The sequence below is a fragment of the Pseudomonas mohnii genome, from assembly GCF_900105115.1.
GTDB lineage: Bacteria > Pseudomonadota > Gammaproteobacteria > Pseudomonadales > Pseudomonadaceae > Aquipseudomonas > Aquipseudomonas mohnii.
The window spans coordinates 2,851,113-2,867,780 of sequence record NZ_FNRV01000001.1 but is presented as its reverse complement, the minus strand read 5'-3'; the positions used below and the strand labels follow the sequence as shown (position 1 = coordinate 2,867,780).

Annotated in this window: 17 protein-coding genes; all 17 read right to left on the bottom strand. The window is 63.4% G+C overall.

The features are described from left to right. Positions 1 to 65 precede the first annotated feature (65 nt). Positions 66 to 1,292, bottom strand: coding sequence for a beta-ketoacyl-ACP synthase (locus BLV61_RS13240; RefSeq protein WP_047536516.1), 1,227 nt, complete (start codon positions 1,290 to 1,292; stop codon positions 66 to 68). Beyond that, positions 1,292 to 2,020, bottom strand: coding sequence for a 3-oxoacyl-ACP reductase FabG (gene fabG / locus BLV61_RS13235; protein WP_047536518.1), 729 nt, complete (start codon positions 2,018 to 2,020; stop codon positions 1,292 to 1,294). Before fabG ends, BLV61_RS13240 begins: the two co-directional genes overlap by 1 nt. Further along, complete coding sequence (locus BLV61_RS13230; protein ID WP_090465596.1) at positions 2,017 to 2,490, bottom strand: hotdog family protein; 474 nt, start codon at positions 2,488 to 2,490, stop codon at positions 2,017 to 2,019. Before BLV61_RS13230 ends, fabG begins: the two co-directional genes overlap by 4 nt. Continuing rightward, positions 2,487 to 3,683: a beta-ketoacyl-[acyl-carrier-protein] synthase family protein gene (locus BLV61_RS13225; protein ID WP_090465593.1), complete on the bottom strand. Its 1,197-nt coding sequence runs from the start codon at positions 3,681 to 3,683 to the stop codon at positions 2,487 to 2,489. Before BLV61_RS13225 ends, BLV61_RS13230 begins: the two co-directional genes overlap by 4 nt. Continuing rightward, complete coding sequence (locus BLV61_RS13220) at positions 3,680 to 4,297, bottom strand: hypothetical protein (protein WP_090465590.1); 618 nt, start codon at positions 4,295 to 4,297, stop codon at positions 3,680 to 3,682. The genes BLV61_RS13225 and BLV61_RS13220 overlap by 4 nt, the downstream gene beginning before the upstream one ends. Beyond that, positions 4,297 to 5,022, bottom strand: coding sequence for a class I SAM-dependent methyltransferase (locus tag BLV61_RS13215; protein WP_047536524.1), 726 nt, complete (start codon positions 5,020 to 5,022; stop codon positions 4,297 to 4,299). The genes BLV61_RS13220 and BLV61_RS13215 overlap by 1 nt, the downstream gene beginning before the upstream one ends. Beyond that, positions 5,019 to 6,266, bottom strand: coding sequence for an NAD(P)/FAD-dependent oxidoreductase (locus BLV61_RS13210; protein WP_047536526.1), 1,248 nt, complete (start codon positions 6,264 to 6,266; stop codon positions 5,019 to 5,021). Before BLV61_RS13210 ends, BLV61_RS13215 begins: the two co-directional genes overlap by 4 nt. Then, positions 6,253 to 7,413 carry a sodium:proton antiporter gene (locus tag BLV61_RS13205; protein WP_090465587.1) on the bottom strand — a complete coding sequence of 387 codons (1,161 nt, stop codon included), beginning with the start codon at positions 7,411 to 7,413 and terminating at the stop codon, positions 6,253 to 6,255. Before BLV61_RS13205 ends, BLV61_RS13210 begins: the two co-directional genes overlap by 14 nt. After that, positions 7,410 to 9,743 carry an MMPL family transporter gene (locus BLV61_RS13200; protein WP_244159873.1) on the bottom strand — a complete coding sequence of 778 codons (2,334 nt, stop codon included), beginning with the start codon at positions 9,741 to 9,743 and terminating at the stop codon, positions 7,410 to 7,412. The genes BLV61_RS13205 and BLV61_RS13200 overlap by 4 nt, the downstream gene beginning before the upstream one ends. Next, a complete protein-coding gene (locus BLV61_RS13195; protein ID WP_090465578.1) occupies positions 9,733 to 10,452 on the bottom strand; it encodes an outer membrane lipoprotein carrier protein LolA in 720 nt (239 codons plus the stop codon). Before BLV61_RS13195 ends, BLV61_RS13200 begins: the two co-directional genes overlap by 11 nt. Further along, positions 10,449 to 10,874 (bottom strand): acyl-CoA thioesterase, encoded by a 426-nt coding sequence (locus BLV61_RS13190; RefSeq protein WP_090465575.1) that lies wholly within the window; start codon positions 10,872 to 10,874, stop codon positions 10,449 to 10,451. The genes BLV61_RS13195 and BLV61_RS13190 overlap by 4 nt, the downstream gene beginning before the upstream one ends. After that, complete coding sequence (locus BLV61_RS13185) at positions 10,867 to 12,411, bottom strand: HAL/PAL/TAL family ammonia-lyase (RefSeq protein WP_090465573.1); 1,545 nt, start codon at positions 12,409 to 12,411, stop codon at positions 10,867 to 10,869. The genes BLV61_RS13190 and BLV61_RS13185 overlap by 8 nt, the downstream gene beginning before the upstream one ends. Further along, positions 12,392 to 13,333 carry an LpxL/LpxP family acyltransferase gene (locus tag BLV61_RS13180; protein WP_090465570.1) on the bottom strand — a complete coding sequence of 314 codons (942 nt, stop codon included), beginning with the start codon at positions 13,331 to 13,333 and terminating at the stop codon, positions 12,392 to 12,394. Before BLV61_RS13180 ends, BLV61_RS13185 begins: the two co-directional genes overlap by 20 nt. After that, positions 13,330 to 14,064, bottom strand: a complete 735-nt coding sequence (locus BLV61_RS13175) for a glycosyltransferase family 2 protein (RefSeq protein ID WP_090465568.1) — start codon at positions 14,062 to 14,064, stop codon at positions 13,330 to 13,332. Before BLV61_RS13175 ends, BLV61_RS13180 begins: the two co-directional genes overlap by 4 nt. A 131-nt stretch (positions 14,065 to 14,195) precedes the next feature. After that, positions 14,196 to 15,875, bottom strand: a complete 1,680-nt coding sequence (locus BLV61_RS13170; RefSeq protein WP_090465566.1) for an acyl-CoA synthetase family protein — start codon at positions 15,873 to 15,875, stop codon at positions 14,196 to 14,198. Then, positions 15,872 to 16,417: a COG4648 family protein gene (locus BLV61_RS13165; RefSeq protein ID WP_090465561.1), complete on the bottom strand. Its 546-nt coding sequence runs from the start codon at positions 16,415 to 16,417 to the stop codon at positions 15,872 to 15,874. Before BLV61_RS13165 ends, BLV61_RS13170 begins: the two co-directional genes overlap by 4 nt. After that, the gene (locus BLV61_RS13160) at positions 16,414 to 16,668 is read right to left on the bottom strand and encodes an acyl carrier protein (protein ID WP_028622164.1); all 255 of its coding nucleotides are present in this window, start codon (positions 16,666 to 16,668) and stop codon (positions 16,414 to 16,416) included. Before BLV61_RS13160 ends, BLV61_RS13165 begins: the two co-directional genes overlap by 4 nt.

Here is a 16,668-nt window from a genome sequence, read left to right as displayed (position 1 = left end):
CTGAATGACCGAGTTGTTTGGACGTTTTTCGCGAGCAGGGCTCGCTCCCACAAATAGGATTCTGCTTACGCCCAGCGCTTGAAAATCAACGAAGTATTCACCCCGCCAAACGCAAAGTTGTTGTTCATCACGTACTGGTTGCTCATCTGCCGAAACTCGCCGCGCAGGTAATCCAGCTTGCCGCAGTGCGGGTCGACTTCGTCGAGGTTGAGGGTGTGGACGTACAGGTCGCGGTTCATCATTTCGATGCTGAACCAGGATTCCAGTGCGCCGCAGGCGCCGAGGGTGTGGCCGAGGAAGCTTTTTTGCGAGCTGATCGGCATGTGCTCGCCGAACAGGGTGCTGGTGGCCAGGGTTTCGGCGATGTCGCCCTGTTCGGTGGCGGTGCCGTGGCCGTTCACGTAGCCGATGTCCGAAGGCTTGAGTCCGGCGTCTTCCAGCGCCAGTTCCATGGCCCGGCGCATGGTGACTTGCTCCGGACGAGTGGTGTGCTGGCCGTCGGCGTTGCTGCCGAAACCGACGATCTCGGCATGGATGTGCGCGCCACGGGCCAGGGCGTGCTCCAGTTCTTCCAGCACCAGCATGCCGCCGCCTTCACCGATCACCAGGCCATCGCGGCCCTTGTCGTAGGGGCGTGGGCTGGTTTGCGGGGCGTCGTTTTTCAGGCTGGTGGCGTAGAGCGCGTCGAAGACCATGGCTTCGGTCGGGCAAAGCTCTTCGGCGCCACCGGCCAGCATCAATGGCAGGCGGCCGAACTTGATCGCCTCGTAGGCGTAGCCGATGCCCTGGCTGCCGCTGGTGCAGGCGCTGGAGGTCGGGATCAGGCGGCCGGTGAGGCCGAAGAAAATGCTGATATTCGCGGCCGTGGTGTGCGGCATCATGCGCACGTAGGAGTTGGCGTTCAGGCCCTCGGCGACCGAGTTGAGTAGCATGTTGCCGAACGCCTTGATCTCGTCGGTGCTGCCGGTCGATGAGCCGCAGGCGACGCCCATGCGTCCGTCCTTGATCGATTCGTCGCCCAACAGCCCGGCGTCGGCAAGCGCCATCTCCGCCGCACCCACCGCAAGCCGCGACACCCGGCCCATGCTGCGCAGTTGTTTGCGCGTCCAGTGGCTTGGCACCTTGAAGTCGTCGATGGGGCCGGCCAGACGGGTGTTGAGTTCGGTAAAGCGATCCCATTCATCCATGCGACGGATGCCGCTGCGGTTGGCCGCGAAGTGGCCGACGATGGTTTCCCAATCGCTGCCCAGGGACGTGATGCCGGCCATGCCGGTGACGACGACGCGCTTCATCAGCACAGGCCTCCGTTGACGGCCAGAACCTGCCGGGTGATGTACGAGGCTTCCGCCGACATCAGGAAATTCACCGCACCGGCCACCTCTTCAGGGGTGCCCATGCGTTGAGCAGGGATCATTTTCATCAGTTCTTCCACCGGCACGTTTTCATCGAGCATGGCTGTGTCGATCAGGCCGGGTGCGACACAGTTGACGGTGATTTTGCGCTTGCCCAACTCGATCGCCAACGCCTTGGCAGCACCGATCAACCCGGCCTTCGAGGCGCTGTAGTTGACCTGGCCACGGTTGCCGATCAGCCCGGACACCGAGGTAATGCAGACAATTCGCCCGGCGGCGCGACGACGGATCATCGGCATCATCACCGGGTGCAGCACGTTGTAGAAACCGTCGAGGTTGGTGCGCATCACCACATCCCAATCATCCTCGCTCAGCGCCGGAAAAGCACCGTCACGGGTCAGGCCGGCGTTGAGCACTACGCCGTAATAGGCGCCATGGGCCTCGACGTCGGCCTCAAGGATGGCTTTGCAGCGGGCGCGGTCGGACACGTCGAATTGCAGGACGCGGGCCTGGCGCCCCAAGGCTTCGATGTCGGCCTTCACTGTTTCGGCGTCTGCCAGGCCGCTGCGGCAATGCAACACGATATCGTGCCCGGCCTGGGCCAGGCGCAGGGCGATGGCGCGGCCGATACCACGGCTGGAACCGGTGACCAGTACGGATTCAGTCATGATTGTGTTCCTTGTGACGAGCCTTCGGGCTCTGAAAGATATTGAGTCGGCTGGGGCGGGCGATACACGTTCAGACGGGCGGTGGCGTGAATGCCCGGCGCATTGATGTGGCATTCGAACACGCCCATGCCGTTATCGTCTTCGAGCGAGCGGAGGCCGTGGATGGTCAGCTCGGTGCCGGCCGGGAAGCTTTCGACATTGCATTCGAATTTACGACTGCCGAGCAGGAAACCGAGCGCTACGGCATCGCCGCGCTGGCGCGCATGGCAACCGGCGAAGGCGGCGACACTCTGGGCCATCAGTTCAATGCCGACCCAGGCCGGCAGGCTGCCGTCCGGTTGGCTGAACAGGCCATCGGGCCTGACGGTGAGACGGGTGTGGATCTGCTCTTCATCGAACGCCAGGATCTGCTCGATGAGGATCATGTCGCCAGCGTGGGGCAGCAGTTCGGCGAGCGGCCAGTCAATCATGGGGCGTCTCCGATAATCAGGCTGACGTTATTACCACCGAAAGCGAAGGAATTGCTCATCAGGTAGCGGGGACCAGTGGACGTCAGGCGCGTGGCCGGGGTCACCCAATTCAGGGCGGGCAGTTCAGGGTCCGCCTGGCCATCCCAGACGTGCGGCGGCAGAGCGTGCTCGCGATTGCCGGTGCTCAGGCTCAACCAGCAGAACGCCGCTTCCAGCGCCCCGGCGGCGCCGAGGGTGTGGCCGGTCATGGGTTTGGTCGAGGAGCACGGCACCCCTTCAGGGAACACCGCCGCGACGGCATGGCTTTCCATGGCATCGTTGTGCGCGGTGGCGGTGCCATGCAGGTTCAGGTAGCTGATCTGTTGTGGTTGCAGCCCCGCGCGATGCAAGGCTTTGCGCATCGCTTGTCGGGCGCCGCGGCCGCTCGGTTCCGGTGCGGAAATGTGATGCGCATCCGAGCTGGCGCCACTGCCCAGCAGGGCAATCGCTTGACCGTCGCCGGGCTGCTTGCTCATCAGGAACAGCACGGCGGCTTCGCCGATGTTGATGCCGTTGCGGTGGCGCGAAAACGGGTTGCAGCGCTGCCCGGACACGGCTTCCAGCGCCGAGAAACCGTTGAGGGTCAGCTTGCAGAGGGTGTCGACACCCCCGCACAGCACCACGTCGCACACGCCCAGGTCCAGCAGACGCTGGGCGCTCATCAGGGCACGGGCGCTGGAGGTGCAGGCCGTGGAAATCACGTAGGCCGGCCCGCTCACCTGCAGCCAGTCGGCGAGGAAATTGGCCGGTGCACCGAGTTCCTGTTGCTGATAGTCGTAGTCGGCCGGGAACTGCTGGTCGCGAATGTAGTGGGCCAGGCCCTGGCTGGCTTCGTCGATGCCTGAGGTGCTGGTGCCCAGTACGATGCCGATGCGATCGCGGCCGTAGGTCTGGATCGCGCGGTCGATGTCCGGGCGAATTTGCAGGGCGGCTTCCAGCAGCAATTGGTTGTTGCGGCTGCGTTGCCGGATCAACTCGGGTGGAATCGCCGCCAGCTCGCCTGCGACCGTGCCTACCGGCAACGACCGCTCCGGTACCCAGCCGGCTTCGCTGCGCATGCCGGAGCAATCGCCGGCAAACAGGTTACGCGTCACTTCCTGCTTGTCGCGGCCCAGGGCGCAGATCACGCCGAGGGCATTCAGGTAGGCGGTCATGGTGCCTCCCCGCTCAGGGGCGTGACTTGATATTTCGGGCCTTTGGGCAGGTTCAATTCAAAGCTCATCGGTTGTGAATAACGAACGTCCCAGCGTTCGGGCAGGGAGCGTTGCGCGCCATGTTGCCAGGCAGCAGGATAGTTGCCGTGCAACTCGTCCTTGGGCGTCAGGGCAAACAGCAGCGCCGCGAACAGCTCCCGGGCTTCGGGGTTGGGCGGCAGCAGGCCGTCGGCGTGCCAGGTTCCGTCGACCAGCTTCTGACGTGCCTGCGGGATGCCCAGCAGGTCCATCATCGACCAGCGGATGCCCGGGCCTTCACGCTGGATCACCAGCACCCAGTCCTGGCGTTGTTCGGCCTGCAGGCGCTGGATGTGCAGTTGCAGCGGCAGCGACAGGTTCGGAGTGTGCTCGGGCAGCGGCGGCTGGCTGGCGCAGGCGCTCAGCAGCAGGGCCGCGGCAAACAGCAGAAATCGCAGAACGTCCGCTATCCCTGTGGGAGCGAGCTTGCTCGCGATGACGGCAGTACAGTCGGCATTCAGGGTGACTGATCCACCGCTATCGCGAGCAGGCTCGCTGCCACAGGTCATGCATGCTGAGTGACGGATGGTGAGCATCAAACTCCACCTTTCAACGGTTTGCGCGCCACCACATTGACCAGGGTTTCTTCCCGTTGGCCAAAGGGTTTTGGCTGGCACAGACCCAAGCGTTCCAGCAGACCGAAATCCTTGGCGCGGCTCCACCAGAGGTACGGATAAGACACATTGTGCGAACCGAATTCAAAACCCTGGCCCCGGATCATTTCCAGATACTGTGCGGCACTTTTTTGCACGTGCATCGGATGCCGGAACAACCAGCGAATCACCCAGGTATCGATGTAAGCCTCGGTGGATTCGGCGAACATCAGGTAGCCGCCCGGCTTGAGTACGCGGTAGAACTCGGCCAGTGCCTTTTCCTGTTCCACCAGATGATGGAACGTCTGGTGACAGAACAGCAGGTCGACGCTGGCGTCCGGTACGCCCAGGGTGGCGCAGTCGCTGCCGATCAACTCCACGGCAATACCCTGATAGACCGCTTCTTCACGGCTCTGGTTCAGGCTGTGGGGGTCAGCGTCCACGCCAATCAGACGTTCGGGCATGAACGTCTGCTGTAGGTACTTGAACGACTTGCCTTGACCGCAGCCCGCGTCCAGCAGCACCGGATTGCTCGGCAGCGCCTCGCTGAACAGGCTGCGCAAATCGTCGATCGCCACGCGCAGCACGCGGTACTGCCAGGTGTAGCTGCGCAGGAACCACAGGCCGAAACGGGTTTCTTCGACGTAGTTGTCGCTCAAGTAGCTCATGTCGCATCCCGTGCGCAGAGTTGGGAAATCACTTTCAGACGGCGTTTGGCTTCGCTGACGAACGGGTTGCGCTCGTCCCAGGCGTAGCCGGCCAGAATCGAGCTGATCATGCGGCGGATCTCCCCGGAGCTGCCCTCGTGATAAATCACGTCCTGGAAGGTCCCGGCGTACCAGCCTTCGACGTAGCAACGAAAGGTATCGACTCCGCGCTTGAGCGGCCCGGCGAACTCCTTTTCCCAGTCGACGGTTTCGCCTTGCAACTGCCGGTGCAGGACGCCGGCGGCCATGCTCGCCGAACGCATGGCAATGGTCACGCCGGACGAGAACACCGGGTCGAGGAATTCGGCAGCATTGCCCAGCAACGCGAAGCCCGGCCCATGCAGGGTCTTGACGTTGGCCGAATAGCCGCCAATGGTCCGCGCGGGCGTGTCCCACACCGCGTTGTTCAGCACGCCGGACAGGCTTGGCGTCTCGGCAATGAAACCGCGCAGGCAATCGTCCAGATCGTCGGTGCGGCCCTCGAAATGCTCCGCTGCGGCGACCACGCCGACCGAGCAGCGACCGTTGCTGAACGGGATGGTCCAGAACCAGACATCGCGTTTGTCGGGATGAGTGGTGACGAGGATCTTGGTGCGGTCGAAGGTCGGGCTGTCGATGCCGTCTTCGATATGGGTGAACACCGCCTGGCGCACCGGGAAATTCGACGGCGCTTCGAGGTCGAGCAAGCGCGGCAGCACACGACCGTAACCGCTGGCGTCGAGCATGAAGTCAGCCTCGATGCGGTATTCGCTGCCGTCCTCGCGACGCACGCCGAGTAGCGGGTGCGGCAAATCGACCTCGACACTGACGATGGCTTCGCCGTAGCGGATTTCCACGCCTTGCAGCGCGGCCTGATCGGCCAGCAGTTTGTCGAAGTCGGCGCGCTGGACCTGGAAGGTCGTCGGCTTGCCCTGGGTAAAGGTGTCACCGAAATCGAAAGCGCTGTAACGCTCGCCCCAGGCAAACGCAGCGCCGGTTTTCACCTGGAACCCCGCCGCATTGACGGCGTCCAGCATGCCCGCCTCTTCGACGAAGTCCAGACAGTGCGCCAACAGGCTTTCGCCGATGGAAAAGCGTGGGAAATGCTGACGCTCGATCACCAGCACGTCATGACCCTGGCGTTTGAGCAGCGCGGCGGCGATGGCACCCGAAGGGCCTGCGCCGATGACCACGATCTGGCGACGTTCCATTTCAACGGTTGGCATGGGGGCTCCTTGCCGGGGCGGCAGCTTTCAGGGGAATCCGGTGCATGCCGGCCAGTGCCGGCAGCAGTGTCGCGATCAGGCCCATCAGCATCAGCGCAAAGTACAGCGCCGGGCTGATGAGCAGTTGTTGCAACAGCAGGTTGAGAAACACGATCTCACTCAAGCCGCGAATGTTCAGCAACACGCTTTCCCGCCAGCGGCTCGCGCCCTGGAACGAAGCGCCGGCCCAGCCGAGGCCTAGCCAGTTGCCGAGCATTTTGCTGGCAATCGGTAACAGCAGCAGGGCCGCCAGTTGCACCCAGCCAAGACTGTCCATGGCGCTGTGCACATTAATCTGCACGATGCCGAACGTGAGGATCAGCGGGATGGCGATGTACGTCTGCAGAAAAATCATCCAGCGCACCGGAAACGGCAGTATCAGCGGCGCCTTCAGGGCGGCCATGAGCAGCAGATAACCGATGCCGAAAATCAACGCATTGAGCTTGTAGTGTTCGGCCACCACCAGCAGCGCGAAAAAGCATCCGCTGTACAGCCATGCCTGGCGCAGGCCGAGCAGGCGCAGCAGCACCGGCAGACAGGCGCCGGCCAGCGGCAGCAGCAAACTGCTCAGGTGCAGGGTGCCCTGGGCGATGGCGAACAAGGTCCAGCAAGTGAGGTCGATGAGGATCGCTGTCTGCACCAGTCGCCGGGTGGCGGCAGGCGGGTAATTGATATGCCGAAGGTACAGGTACAACACCGGAATGGCGGTAATGGCGAACAACAGGCCGACCGCCAGCGAGCTGATCCAGGGCTGCGGTGGCAGCAGCCAGAACGCCGTGGCCAGGCCGCAGGCAAACGGAATACAGAAACTCGGCAGGGCGATTTTCAGGCTCTGGCGATCCAGGTGCAGGTCGATCACGTCACTGAGGATGTAGCCCAGCAGCAGCGCGAAACTCAGGCTGTAGAGGTTCTTCAGCCAGATAGGCGACACCAGCGCCGCACCGCTCAACTGCCAGTGGGGTTCGATCCAGAAATACATCAGCAGCGGCAGGCCAACGGTTGCCAGCAATAACTGGCTGACGATCGGGATCAAGCCCAGATGCCGGCCCAGTCGGGTCGCCACGGCAAACAACGCCAGGGCCATCGCCCAAAACAACGCAACGATCATTGTGCCGGCTCCTCAATGGTGGGCGATGGCCTGTGTTTTCCGGCCCAGGGGGCGAGCATGAAGCTGAAGATCAGGCCCAGGCTGACCGACAGACCGAAGTTGCTCACCGCTGGCGTGCTCGACACCGCCAGCAGGCCGAACGACAGCCAGGTGGTCAGCGCCGCCAGCAACGTGCCCAGCAGGCTCACGGCGGCGCCGCCGACCTGCTCGCGCATGAGGATCGCGTAATCGACGCTGATGGCCGTCACCAGCAGCAGGCCGAACAGGCTGAACAGGGTCAACGGCTGCCCCAGCCAACCGAGGCTGGCGAGGCTGCACAGCGCCGCCAGCAGTGGCAGGGAGACAATACGCAACGCGCCGCCGAGGCCAAACGGCAGCATCAGCACCAGCACAATCAGCGCGCAGGAGGCGAGTTTCAGTTCGGCGGCACTGATCTGGGTGGCGGCGAAAACGTTGTTCAGTTCACCGAGCCGGTCGACCAACTGCACCCCTGGCAGATCCAGTGCCTGGATGCGCAGCAGTGACGGGTTGTTCAGGCCTTGCAGGCTGACCATCGCCGCCACGCCATCATCGGTCGGCCCCAGCCACAATGCCCGATACGGTTCGGCCAAGGGCCCGGCCAGTGCCGCGTCGATGTCTTCGACGGGCAGTGCCTGCAAGGTTTTCAGCTCCGCTTGCAGCGCCTCGGCCGGCACGCCGACATCGAGCAGCGGCTGCCAGACGCCGGGCAATGTGCTCAATGCTTCGCGCACCCGGTGCTGTTCGCTCGGCGGGCTCACCAGTTGGTTGAGCGACAGGTAACCCTGAAGCTTATTCAGGTTGATCAGCTGATCCAGGCGTTCGCTCAGGGCGGTCTGGCGTTCGAGCAGTTCCTGTTGATTGGCCGCGCGCACCAGGAAGAACTGACTGGTGGGCTGATAGCCGGTGATGCGGGCAATGGTCTGGGCTTCGTCAGTCAATTGCTGCGGTGCGCCGACCCATTGGCGAATGTCATTGCGGGTCCCGAGCTGCAGCAGGCCGCCGACGCAGAAGGCCATCAGCAGTGCAAACAGCACGGGCGTGCGCAGGCGCTGGAGCAACGCTTCACGTATCCCCAGCAAATACTCACAAACCCGCAACGGCCATTGCGCCGGACGCAGATCCACACCCTTGAGCAACGCCGGCAGCAGGCACACGGCGGACAAATAGGCCCCCAGCAGACCCGCCGCAGAGAACACCGCGATCTGCGTCAGCGCCGGAAATGGCGTCCAGGCCAGGGCCAGGTAGCCGATGGCGCTGGTGATCAGGCTCAGGGTCAAGCCGGGCAAGGTCAGGCGCAGGGCCGGCCAACTGTGCCAGGGTTTCAGGCTCCAGCTTTTGGACAGGTAATGCAGTGGGTAGTCGACCGCCACGCCGATCAGGCTCGAACCCAGCACCAGCGTCATCACATGCATGTGGCCGAACACCGTCACGCAAGCCACCGCGCCGAACAGCATGCCCACCAGCACCGGAACAAACGCCAGCAACACGCGCCAGCGGCGGAAGGCCAGCAACAGCAGCAACAGAATCCCCACCGTGGCACCGCCGCCGACCCAGGTCATCTCACGGGCGGCTTGTCGTTGCCCGCTGGCGGCGTACAGCAATCCGCTGGCCGCGAGCAGTTGCACGTCAGACTCGGCCGCTTGTTCACGACTGTGCTGGAGCAGGTCGGCCACTTGCAGCGGCAGGTTCATGTCGAAGGCGTTGCCGGTGCTTCGCGCGCGCAGCAGCACCCAGCTTTTGCCATCGGCATCGGCGATCAAGGCACCGCTGCCGATGTCCAGTTGCACCGAACCGTGCTGCGGCTGGCTGTTCTGGATGCGCCCGGTCAGGCCGAGCCAGTCGTCCTGGCTCGACACCAGGCTGAAACCGGTGAACGGGTCGAACAGTGCTTGCACCCGCTGCTGGATAAAGGCGTCTGGATGTTCGATCAATTGCTGTCGGTCGTCAGCCGAAAGCATCGCCAGCCGGCCCTGCAGCAGTTGCGTACGCAAAGCCGGCAAGTCGGCTTGCAGGTTCCACTGGACCTTCTCGAACAGCCCGCTGGCCTGCCATTGATCGCCCAGTTTCTGCGCCATGGCGATGGCTTGCTGGCGGTCGGCATGACCGACCAGCACCAGCATCTCGCGGTTCAGCGGTTCCTGCATGCGTTGTTCAGCGCGCAGTTCCAGCGCGTCCGGGGTCGTGCCGGGCACCAGTTCCATCAGGTTGGCCGACAGCGGTGCACCGTTACGCCATTGCCAGCCGGCGAGCGCCAGCACCGCCAGCAGCAGGATCAGGAACAGCCGGGGAAGCGCGCGTTCACTCGGCAAAGTCGTGTTGCTCCGCGTCACTCAACGGTTGGGCGCTGGTGCTGTCCTGCATGCGCAACAGGGTGCTGTCGCCCTGGGTTTCCAGCAGCTCGATGCTGTGCACCAGTTCGCCGCCGGTGATGTTGATCTGGGTGAACACCTGCTTGAGCAGCATTGAGCGCGGCACCAGCGTCAGCCGCCAGTCCTGCGCTTCGCCGCTCAGCGACAGTTCGAAATCCCGCTGCAGCCCGCTGCTATCGCCTTGCAGAACAGCGAGGAACAGACGGTTCTGCTCGGCCCCGGCGCTCTTGCCCGGCAACATCTGCCAACCGCTGGCATCACGCCGGGCAATGCCTTGGTCGGTTATGCGGTAATCCTGCTGCAGCGGCGTTTTGAGCAGCCACAACAGACCGTGGTTTTTCGCCAGGACGAACGTGCCCTTGCTGGTCAGCGGTTGAGGCAGCGCACGCAGGTGTTTTTCCTGGATGAACTGGCCATGGATCACCTCGGGCCTGGCCAGTTGATCGCTGAGTTGTTGCAGGTCGAAGGCGTTGGCCAGCCCTGGAATGCCCAGCAACACGCAGAACACGGTAGGCGCGAGCCTGCTCGCGAAAAACCTGAGGGCGCCGCGGAGTGTCAGGTGCCCAGGGTTATCGTTAACGACCATCGCGACGGTGCGACGATTCGACAGGCTCGCTCTTACAGGGGAACGGGGGAGGCAGAAAATCATGCCAGCATCCTCTCGACAGCGTCGGTAAACACCTTGGGCGAGGCCAGCTGCATTTCGCGGTTGTGCATGCTGACAGCCACCTGCACGGAGACGGCGCGGGTCAAGCGTTCGCCGGTTTCCACGTCACTGATCAGGTAGTTGATCTTCAGACGGTTTTCCCACTCCACCAGATTGGCCCGCACGTTCAGCTTCTGGCCGAACACCGCGCCGCGCACGTAGCGCAACTGCAGGTCGATGACCGGCCAGGCATAGCCCGAGTCGGACATGGCGCTGTAGTTGTGGCCGATTTTGTCGAGCAGCGCACAGCGGGCGACTTCCAGGTATTTGACGTAGTGGCCGTGCCATACGACGTTCATGCTGTCGACGTCAAAGAACGGCACGAGGATTTCCGTATCGATGTGAAGCACTCCTTTGCTACGCATGCAGCCTCCAGTGTTGTTCAGCGATACGTTGCAGGCACAGGCGCAATTCACCTTCCAGCGCGCGGTCTTCGATGACCGGCGGGAAGTCTTTGGCCAGTTCCTCGTGCATGGTCGCCAGGGCCGGTGGCAGCGGTCGGGCGTCTTCGGCCTGACCGCGCAGCCAGACGCCCTGGTTGGCGGCCAGCAGCGTGGCGGCGGCGACCTGTTCGGTCAGTTCCAGTACGCGAATCGCATCGCGGGCGGCGATGGTGCCCATGCTCACCTTGTCCTGGTTGTGGCACTCGGTGGAGCGCGAGAACACGCTGGCCGGCATGGTGTTTTTCAAGGCTTCGGCGGTCCAGGCGCTGGTGCCGATCTGCACCGCCTTGAAGCCGTGGTTGAGCATCGCGCGGTCGGCGCTGGCGCCGGACAGGTTGCTCGGCAAACCATGGTTGTAACGCTCGTCCACCAGCAGCGCGAGTTGTCGATCCAGCAGGTCGGCGACGTTGGCCACGAGGTTTTTCAGGCTGTCCATGGCGAACGCGATGTGGCCGCCGTAGAAGTGCCCGCCGTGCAGCACGCGTTCGGCCTCGGCATCGATGATCGGGTTGTCGTTGGCGCTGTTGAGTTCGATCTCGATGAACGAACGCAGCCAGTTCAGGCTGTCGGCCAGCACGCCGAGGACGTGGGGCGCGCAGCGCAGGGAATAGCGGTCCTGCAGGCGATGCAGCGGCGCGGTCGGCGCGTCGATCGCCAGGTCCTTGCGCAGCCACGCGGCCACTTGCATCTGCCCCGGGTGTGGCTTGGCGGCGAACAGGCGTTCGTCGAAATGCTCCGGATTGCCTTGCAGGGCGACCACGTTCAGCGCGGTGATGCGCGTGGCCAGTTGCAGCAGGTAATCAGCACGGGCGTAGGCCAGGCAAGCAAGCCCGGTCATGACGGCGGTGCCGTTCATCAGGGCCAGGGCTTCTTTGGGTCGCAGCACCAGCGGCTGCCAACCGAGTTCACGATGCACGTCGGCGGCCTGGCGCCGTTCGCCGTGGAACATCACTTCGCGCTCGCCGGACAGGGTCGCGGCGACATAGGACAGCGGCGTCAGATCGCCGCTGGCGCCCACCGAGCCTTCTTCCGGAATCAGCGGCAGGATGTCGTGCTCGAGGAACGCTTGCAGGCGCTCCAGCAATTCCACCCGAACGCCGGACACGCCGTGACAGAGCGACTGCAAGCGCGCCGCCAGCACGGCGCGAGTGGCCTGGGCATCAAGCAGTTTGCCCAGCCCGCAACCGTGGAAGGTGTACAGATGACGCGGCAGCGCTTCGACATGATGCAGCGGCACCGCCACCACGCAGGAATCGCCGTAACCGGTGGTCACGCCATAGATCACGCCTTCCTTGTCCAGCAGGGAATCGAGGAATTGCGCGCCCTTGGCGATGCGCCGGCGGAACTCGGGGTCGCCTTGCAACTGCGTCGGCACCTGACGGTTGGCCAGGGCCAGCACGTCTTCGATGCGCAAAGGGAGTTCGCCGAAGGTTACCGGCTCAAGCGTTGGCGTCGTCATCGGTCTTCCAGAAAGGGTAAAAGTTGAACCATTGTTGAGGGGCTTCGAGGCAATAGTGACTCAGGCGCTCGGCATAGCGGGAAGCCCACTGATGAATGACCTGCTCACGGTCGCTGCGCTTCCAGGTGATGGCGTCAGCGAAGGGTTCGAGGGTCAGCCGATAATCGCCATCGGGTTTCTTCAGGCACAGCAGCAGGTTGACCGGGCATTTCAACAGGCCGGCCAGCAGCCACGGCCCCTGCGGGAATTTTGCCGGATAGCCAAGGAAGTCCACGGTCACGCTGCGCCCGCCATGCAACGGCACACGGTCGCCGGCGATGGCCAGCCATTCGCCGCGCTCCAGGCGTTCATGCAGTTGCAGCATGATCACCGGGTCCAGCTCGCTGACCTGGATCAGGCGCAGATTGGTCGCGCCCGCTTCGCCCAGCAGACGGTTGAAATGCTCGGCGTGCTTGGTGTGCACCAACACGTTCATCGTGACCTTCTCGCCGATTTCCGCCAGTGCGCGGCACACTTCGAGGTTGCCCAGGTGCGCGCCCACCAGCATCTGCCCGCGAGTGCCGCGCAACTGGTTGCGCAACAATGCCGGGTCGATGATTTCGATCTGCTCGATGCTCAGCTTGCCGTTCCACACATCGAGCTTGTCGAGCATGGAATCGGCGAACGCCATGAACTGGCCAAACACCCGCCACTGGTTCGGCCGCAAATCGGGGCGAGCGCTCCAGTCAGCCAGCCGTTGCTGGTACTGCCAGGCGCTGTGGCGAGCGCTGCGGCCGAACAGGAAAAAGTACAACACGATGCCGTACAGCAACGGGCTCAGCAGACGCCGACCGAGCACTTTGGCGGCGAACGCGGTGAACTTCATCAGCCAGAAACTGCCGCGCTCCTCGCGATCGGCCCAGTGTTGCTTGTCTGTATTCATGTGCGCCACCGCCGCCAGAGGATCAGGGGCGAGCGCAACAACATGCCGAAGAACAGCCGGGTGTGCATGCGCGAAATCAGTACGTTGTCGTGGAACATCCGGAAGTGCGAAACGCCGTCCAGCGGGTAATGGACTTTGGTTTGCAGCCAGACCATGGGCAGATTGCGCCAGGCCAGGCGCACCAGGATGTCCGAGTCGAAATCCATGCGCTTGCCGATTTTCGTCGACTCGATCAGCGCCAGGGTCGGCGGCAACGGATAGAGGCGAAAGCCGCACATGGAATCGCGAATCTGCAACGACAGGGTGTTGATCCAGACCATGACGTGCGTCAGGTAGCGCGCATACAAACGACCCTTGGGCACGCTGTCGTCGTATTGCGGGTAACCGCAGATCACGGCCTCGGGATGGGCACGGGACAGTTCGATAAAGCGTGTGACGTCCTGCAGGTCGTGCTGGCCATCGGCATCCACCTGCAAGGCATGGCTGAAACCCAGGCGCGACGCTTCGCGCATCCCGGTCATCACTGCGCCGCCCTTGCCCTGATTGGTGGCGAGGCGAATCAGGTGAACGTCGTCGCGCAGGGCCAGTTGATCCAGGACGTCGGCGCAGGATTCATCGCTGGCGTCGTCCACCAGAATGCACGGCAGATGACGGGTGAGCAGGGCGTCGACCACGGTGGTGATGGCGGTTTCGTGGTTGTAGACCGGGATAACGGCGCAGGGTCTATGCATGTTGGCTTTCACCTGAAAGTCCGAGGTGACCGCATCGCGAGCAAGCTCGCTCCCACAGAGGCGCTGCGTTGTTCACAAATTCAATGTGGGAGCGAGCCTGCTCGCGATTGAGTGCGCAGCACTCACTGAAGCTACACATGTGCAGCCTCCAGCAAAATCCGCCCGCTGGAGCAGGTGGCGGTTTCATTGCGGTAGGCGAAGTACAACTTGCTGCGTGCCGGGTCGAAACGCAGGTGCAACTGGACTTCATCGCCGGGGCGCACCAGTTGCTGGAACTTCAGCACTTCCATGCCGGCGAATTTTTCCGGCAGGTTCATCAATTGTTGGCCGAGCTTCAGCGCCCACTCCACTTGCACCACACCGGGCAATACCGGCGCCCGAGGGAAATGCCCGCTGAAGTAGGCGAGGTCGGGCGGCACGGCCAGTTGCAGGCTCCACTCGCCTTCGGTTTCGATTTGCTCCAGCACCTGCGGCGCCTTGGGGCGCGGCGCCAATAACAGGGCTTCGACATCGGCCTGGGGCAGTTTGCCCTGGCTGTTCAGCGGCAGTTGTCGCAGCAGGCGCCAGCGCCGTGGCAGGGCCAGGGCTTCGCAATGCTGACTCAGGTGTTGGCGCAGTTCCTGGGTGAGGGTGCGTCGGCCTTGATTGCGCAGGGCATGCAGACCGGATTCGCTCAGGACCAGCAGCGCACCCAGGGAGGCGCGGTTTTCCTGAACCACGCCGAGCCGCGCTTCGACGACCCATTCATGGTCGACCAAGGCCTTTTCCAGCATCGGCAGCGAGATGCGCTTTTCTTCCAGCTTGACGATCCGGTCCAGCCGTCCGAGCAGTTCGAAACGGCCATCCGCCGCGATGCGCACAGCGTCGGCGGTGTGTTCGACATGACCGGCCGGCAAGTAAGGCGAGGTGATCAGCAGCGCGCCGTCAGTGTCCTGGCTCAGTGCCACGTCGGCGAAGGGCTGCCACAGATCGTGGCCCTGACGCCAGGCGATACCGCCGGTTTCCGAACTGCCGAGGATTTCCGTCGGCCATTGATGCAGGCGTTGCTGCAGGCTTTGTGCGGCGTCTGCCGGCAGTGCACCGCCAGACGAAAATACCCGGCGCACCGTGCTCAAGGCCGGCCAATCGAGGTTGTCACCCATGCGCTTGAGCAGTGCCGGGCTGGCGACCCAGGCAAAGGCCGGGTACTCGCGACTGGCGCGTTGCAGGTCTTCGGGAAAGGCCAGTTGTTTGCGCACGAACGAACGCCCGGCGCACAGCGGCCACAGCACCCGAAACAGCAGGCCGTAAATGTGTTGAGTCGCCACGCTGCCGATGATGCAGGCCGGTCCCAGGTCGGCGCCCCACAGTTGCTCCAGGGCTTGGACTTCGTTGACCAGTTGGCGCAGGGTTTTGTCGATGCGCTTGGGTTCGCCGCTGGAGCCAGACGTGCACAGGCTCAGCGAACAGCGGTCCAGGTCCAGTGCCGCGGCGCTGAGGGGCGGCGCGTTGAAATCGGACAGGTGCGCGTCATCGGGCTGATCGGTCAGCCACAGATCGACGTCGCTCGACCAGCGCTGGCGGGTCTGGGCTTGCAGATCGGTCGGCAGCAAGACACTGACGCCGGCACGCCAGGCACCGAGCAGGGCGATCGCCAGGTCGGCGGCGTCTTCAAGGTGCACGGCAACGCGCTGCACACCCTGGGCTTGCAGGCCGGCGGCCAGGCTCAGGGACTGGGCGCACAGTTGTGCGTGATTGAGCGGGGGTTCGGCCGTTACGGCACGATCCGCTTCAGCCTTGAGCAACAGCTGCTCAAGTTTTATCCAATTCATGGGCGGCCTCGTACCCGTTGTCGTATTAGCCATTCAATGGCAAACATCAGGCCTATCAATCCGTAGGAAATCAGGCCGGTGTATAACATCCACCAGCTCAGCGGCGCCCACAGTGTCAGGGCGGCAGCACACAAACCGTTGCAGAGAAAAAAAACGCTCCAGGCGATGGTCACCTGGCGGGTGTAACGAACGCCTTTGGCCGGCAGGTGCGGTTCACGCAGACGGGCCAGGCGTTCGACCATGGGCGGGCCGTATATCAGGCTGAGTCCGAACAGCGCCAACATGAAACCGCTGATCAACACCGGATACCAGCGCAACAGCACCGGGCTGTCGAACAGCGCCAGCAACAGGCAGAACACGATCGCCACCATGGCCATCCACCGGCTACCGGGTCGTTGCCGACCGGTCAGTGCGCGGGCCAGCCACAGGCTGCCCAGCAGCAGTCCGAACTGCCATGGGGCGAAGTGCTCCATGCCGAAATACACCGCGAAGGGGTACAGCAGGCCCGCCAGCAGCAGGCCGAGGCCAATCAATCGGCTCATGCGGCCGGTTGAACCAGACGGTAGACCGCCTCGACCACGTCGCTGACGGTGCGCACCGACTTGAATTCTTCGGCGGCGATTTTCTTGCCGGTCTGACGTTTGATGTGATCGATCAGGTCGACCGCATCAATGCTGTCGATTTCCAGGTCCTGATACAGGTTGGATTCGAGGCTCACACGCTCGGGCTCCAGCTCGAACAGCTCTACCAAGGCATCGCGCAGGGTGTTGAAAATGTCGTCACGAGTTTGCAT

What these genes read in the sequence shown, in the direction of transcription:
- BLV61_RS13240 (WP_047536516.1), bottom strand. Translation starts at nt 1,292, where the DNA reads ATGAAGCGCGTCGTCGTCACCGGCATGGCCGGCATCACGTCCCTGGGC.
- fabG (WP_047536518.1), bottom strand. Translation starts at nt 2,020, where the DNA reads ATGACTGAATCCGTACTGGTCACCGGTTCCAGCCGTGGTATCGGCCGC.
- BLV61_RS13230 (WP_090465596.1), bottom strand. Translation starts at nt 2,490, where the DNA reads ATGATTGACTGGCCGCTCGCCGAACTGCTGCCCCACGCTGGCGACATG.
- BLV61_RS13225 (WP_090465593.1), bottom strand. Translation starts at nt 3,683, where the DNA reads ATGACCGCCTACCTGAATGCCCTCGGCGTGATCTGCGCCCTGGGCCGC.
- BLV61_RS13220 (WP_090465590.1), bottom strand. Translation starts at nt 4,297, where the DNA reads ATGCTCACCATCCGTCACTCAGCATGCATGACCTGTGGCAGCGAGCCT.
- BLV61_RS13215 (WP_047536524.1), bottom strand. Translation starts at nt 5,022, where the DNA reads ATGAGCTACTTGAGCGACAACTACGTCGAAGAAACCCGTTTCGGCCTG.
- BLV61_RS13210 (WP_047536526.1), bottom strand. Translation starts at nt 6,266, where the DNA reads ATGCCAACCGTTGAAATGGAACGTCGCCAGATCGTGGTCATCGGCGCA.
- BLV61_RS13205 (WP_090465587.1), bottom strand. Translation starts at nt 7,413, where the DNA reads ATGATCGTTGCGTTGTTTTGGGCGATGGCCCTGGCGTTGTTTGCCGTG.
- BLV61_RS13195 (WP_090465578.1), bottom strand. Translation starts at nt 10,452, where the DNA reads ATGATTTTCTGCCTCCCCCGTTCCCCTGTAAGAGCGAGCCTGTCGAAT.
- BLV61_RS13190 (WP_090465575.1), bottom strand. Translation starts at nt 10,874, where the DNA reads ATGCGTAGCAAAGGAGTGCTTCACATCGATACGGAAATCCTCGTGCCG.
- BLV61_RS13185 (WP_090465573.1), bottom strand. Translation starts at nt 12,411, where the DNA reads ATGACGACGCCAACGCTTGAGCCGGTAACCTTCGGCGAACTCCCTTTG.
- BLV61_RS13180 (WP_090465570.1), bottom strand. Translation starts at nt 13,333, where the DNA reads ATGAATACAGACAAGCAACACTGGGCCGATCGCGAGGAGCGCGGCAGT.
- BLV61_RS13175 (WP_090465568.1), bottom strand. Translation starts at nt 14,064, where the DNA reads ATGCATAGACCCTGCGCCGTTATCCCGGTCTACAACCACGAAACCGCC.
- BLV61_RS13170 (WP_090465566.1), bottom strand. Translation starts at nt 15,875, where the DNA reads ATGAATTGGATAAAACTTGAGCAGCTGTTGCTCAAGGCTGAAGCGGAT.
- BLV61_RS13165 (WP_090465561.1), bottom strand. Translation starts at nt 16,417, where the DNA reads ATGAGCCGATTGATTGGCCTCGGCCTGCTGCTGGCGGGCCTGCTGTAC.
- BLV61_RS13160 (WP_028622164.1), bottom strand. Translation starts at nt 16,668, where the DNA reads ATGCAAACTCGTGACGACATTTTCAACACCCTGCGCGATGCCTTGGTA.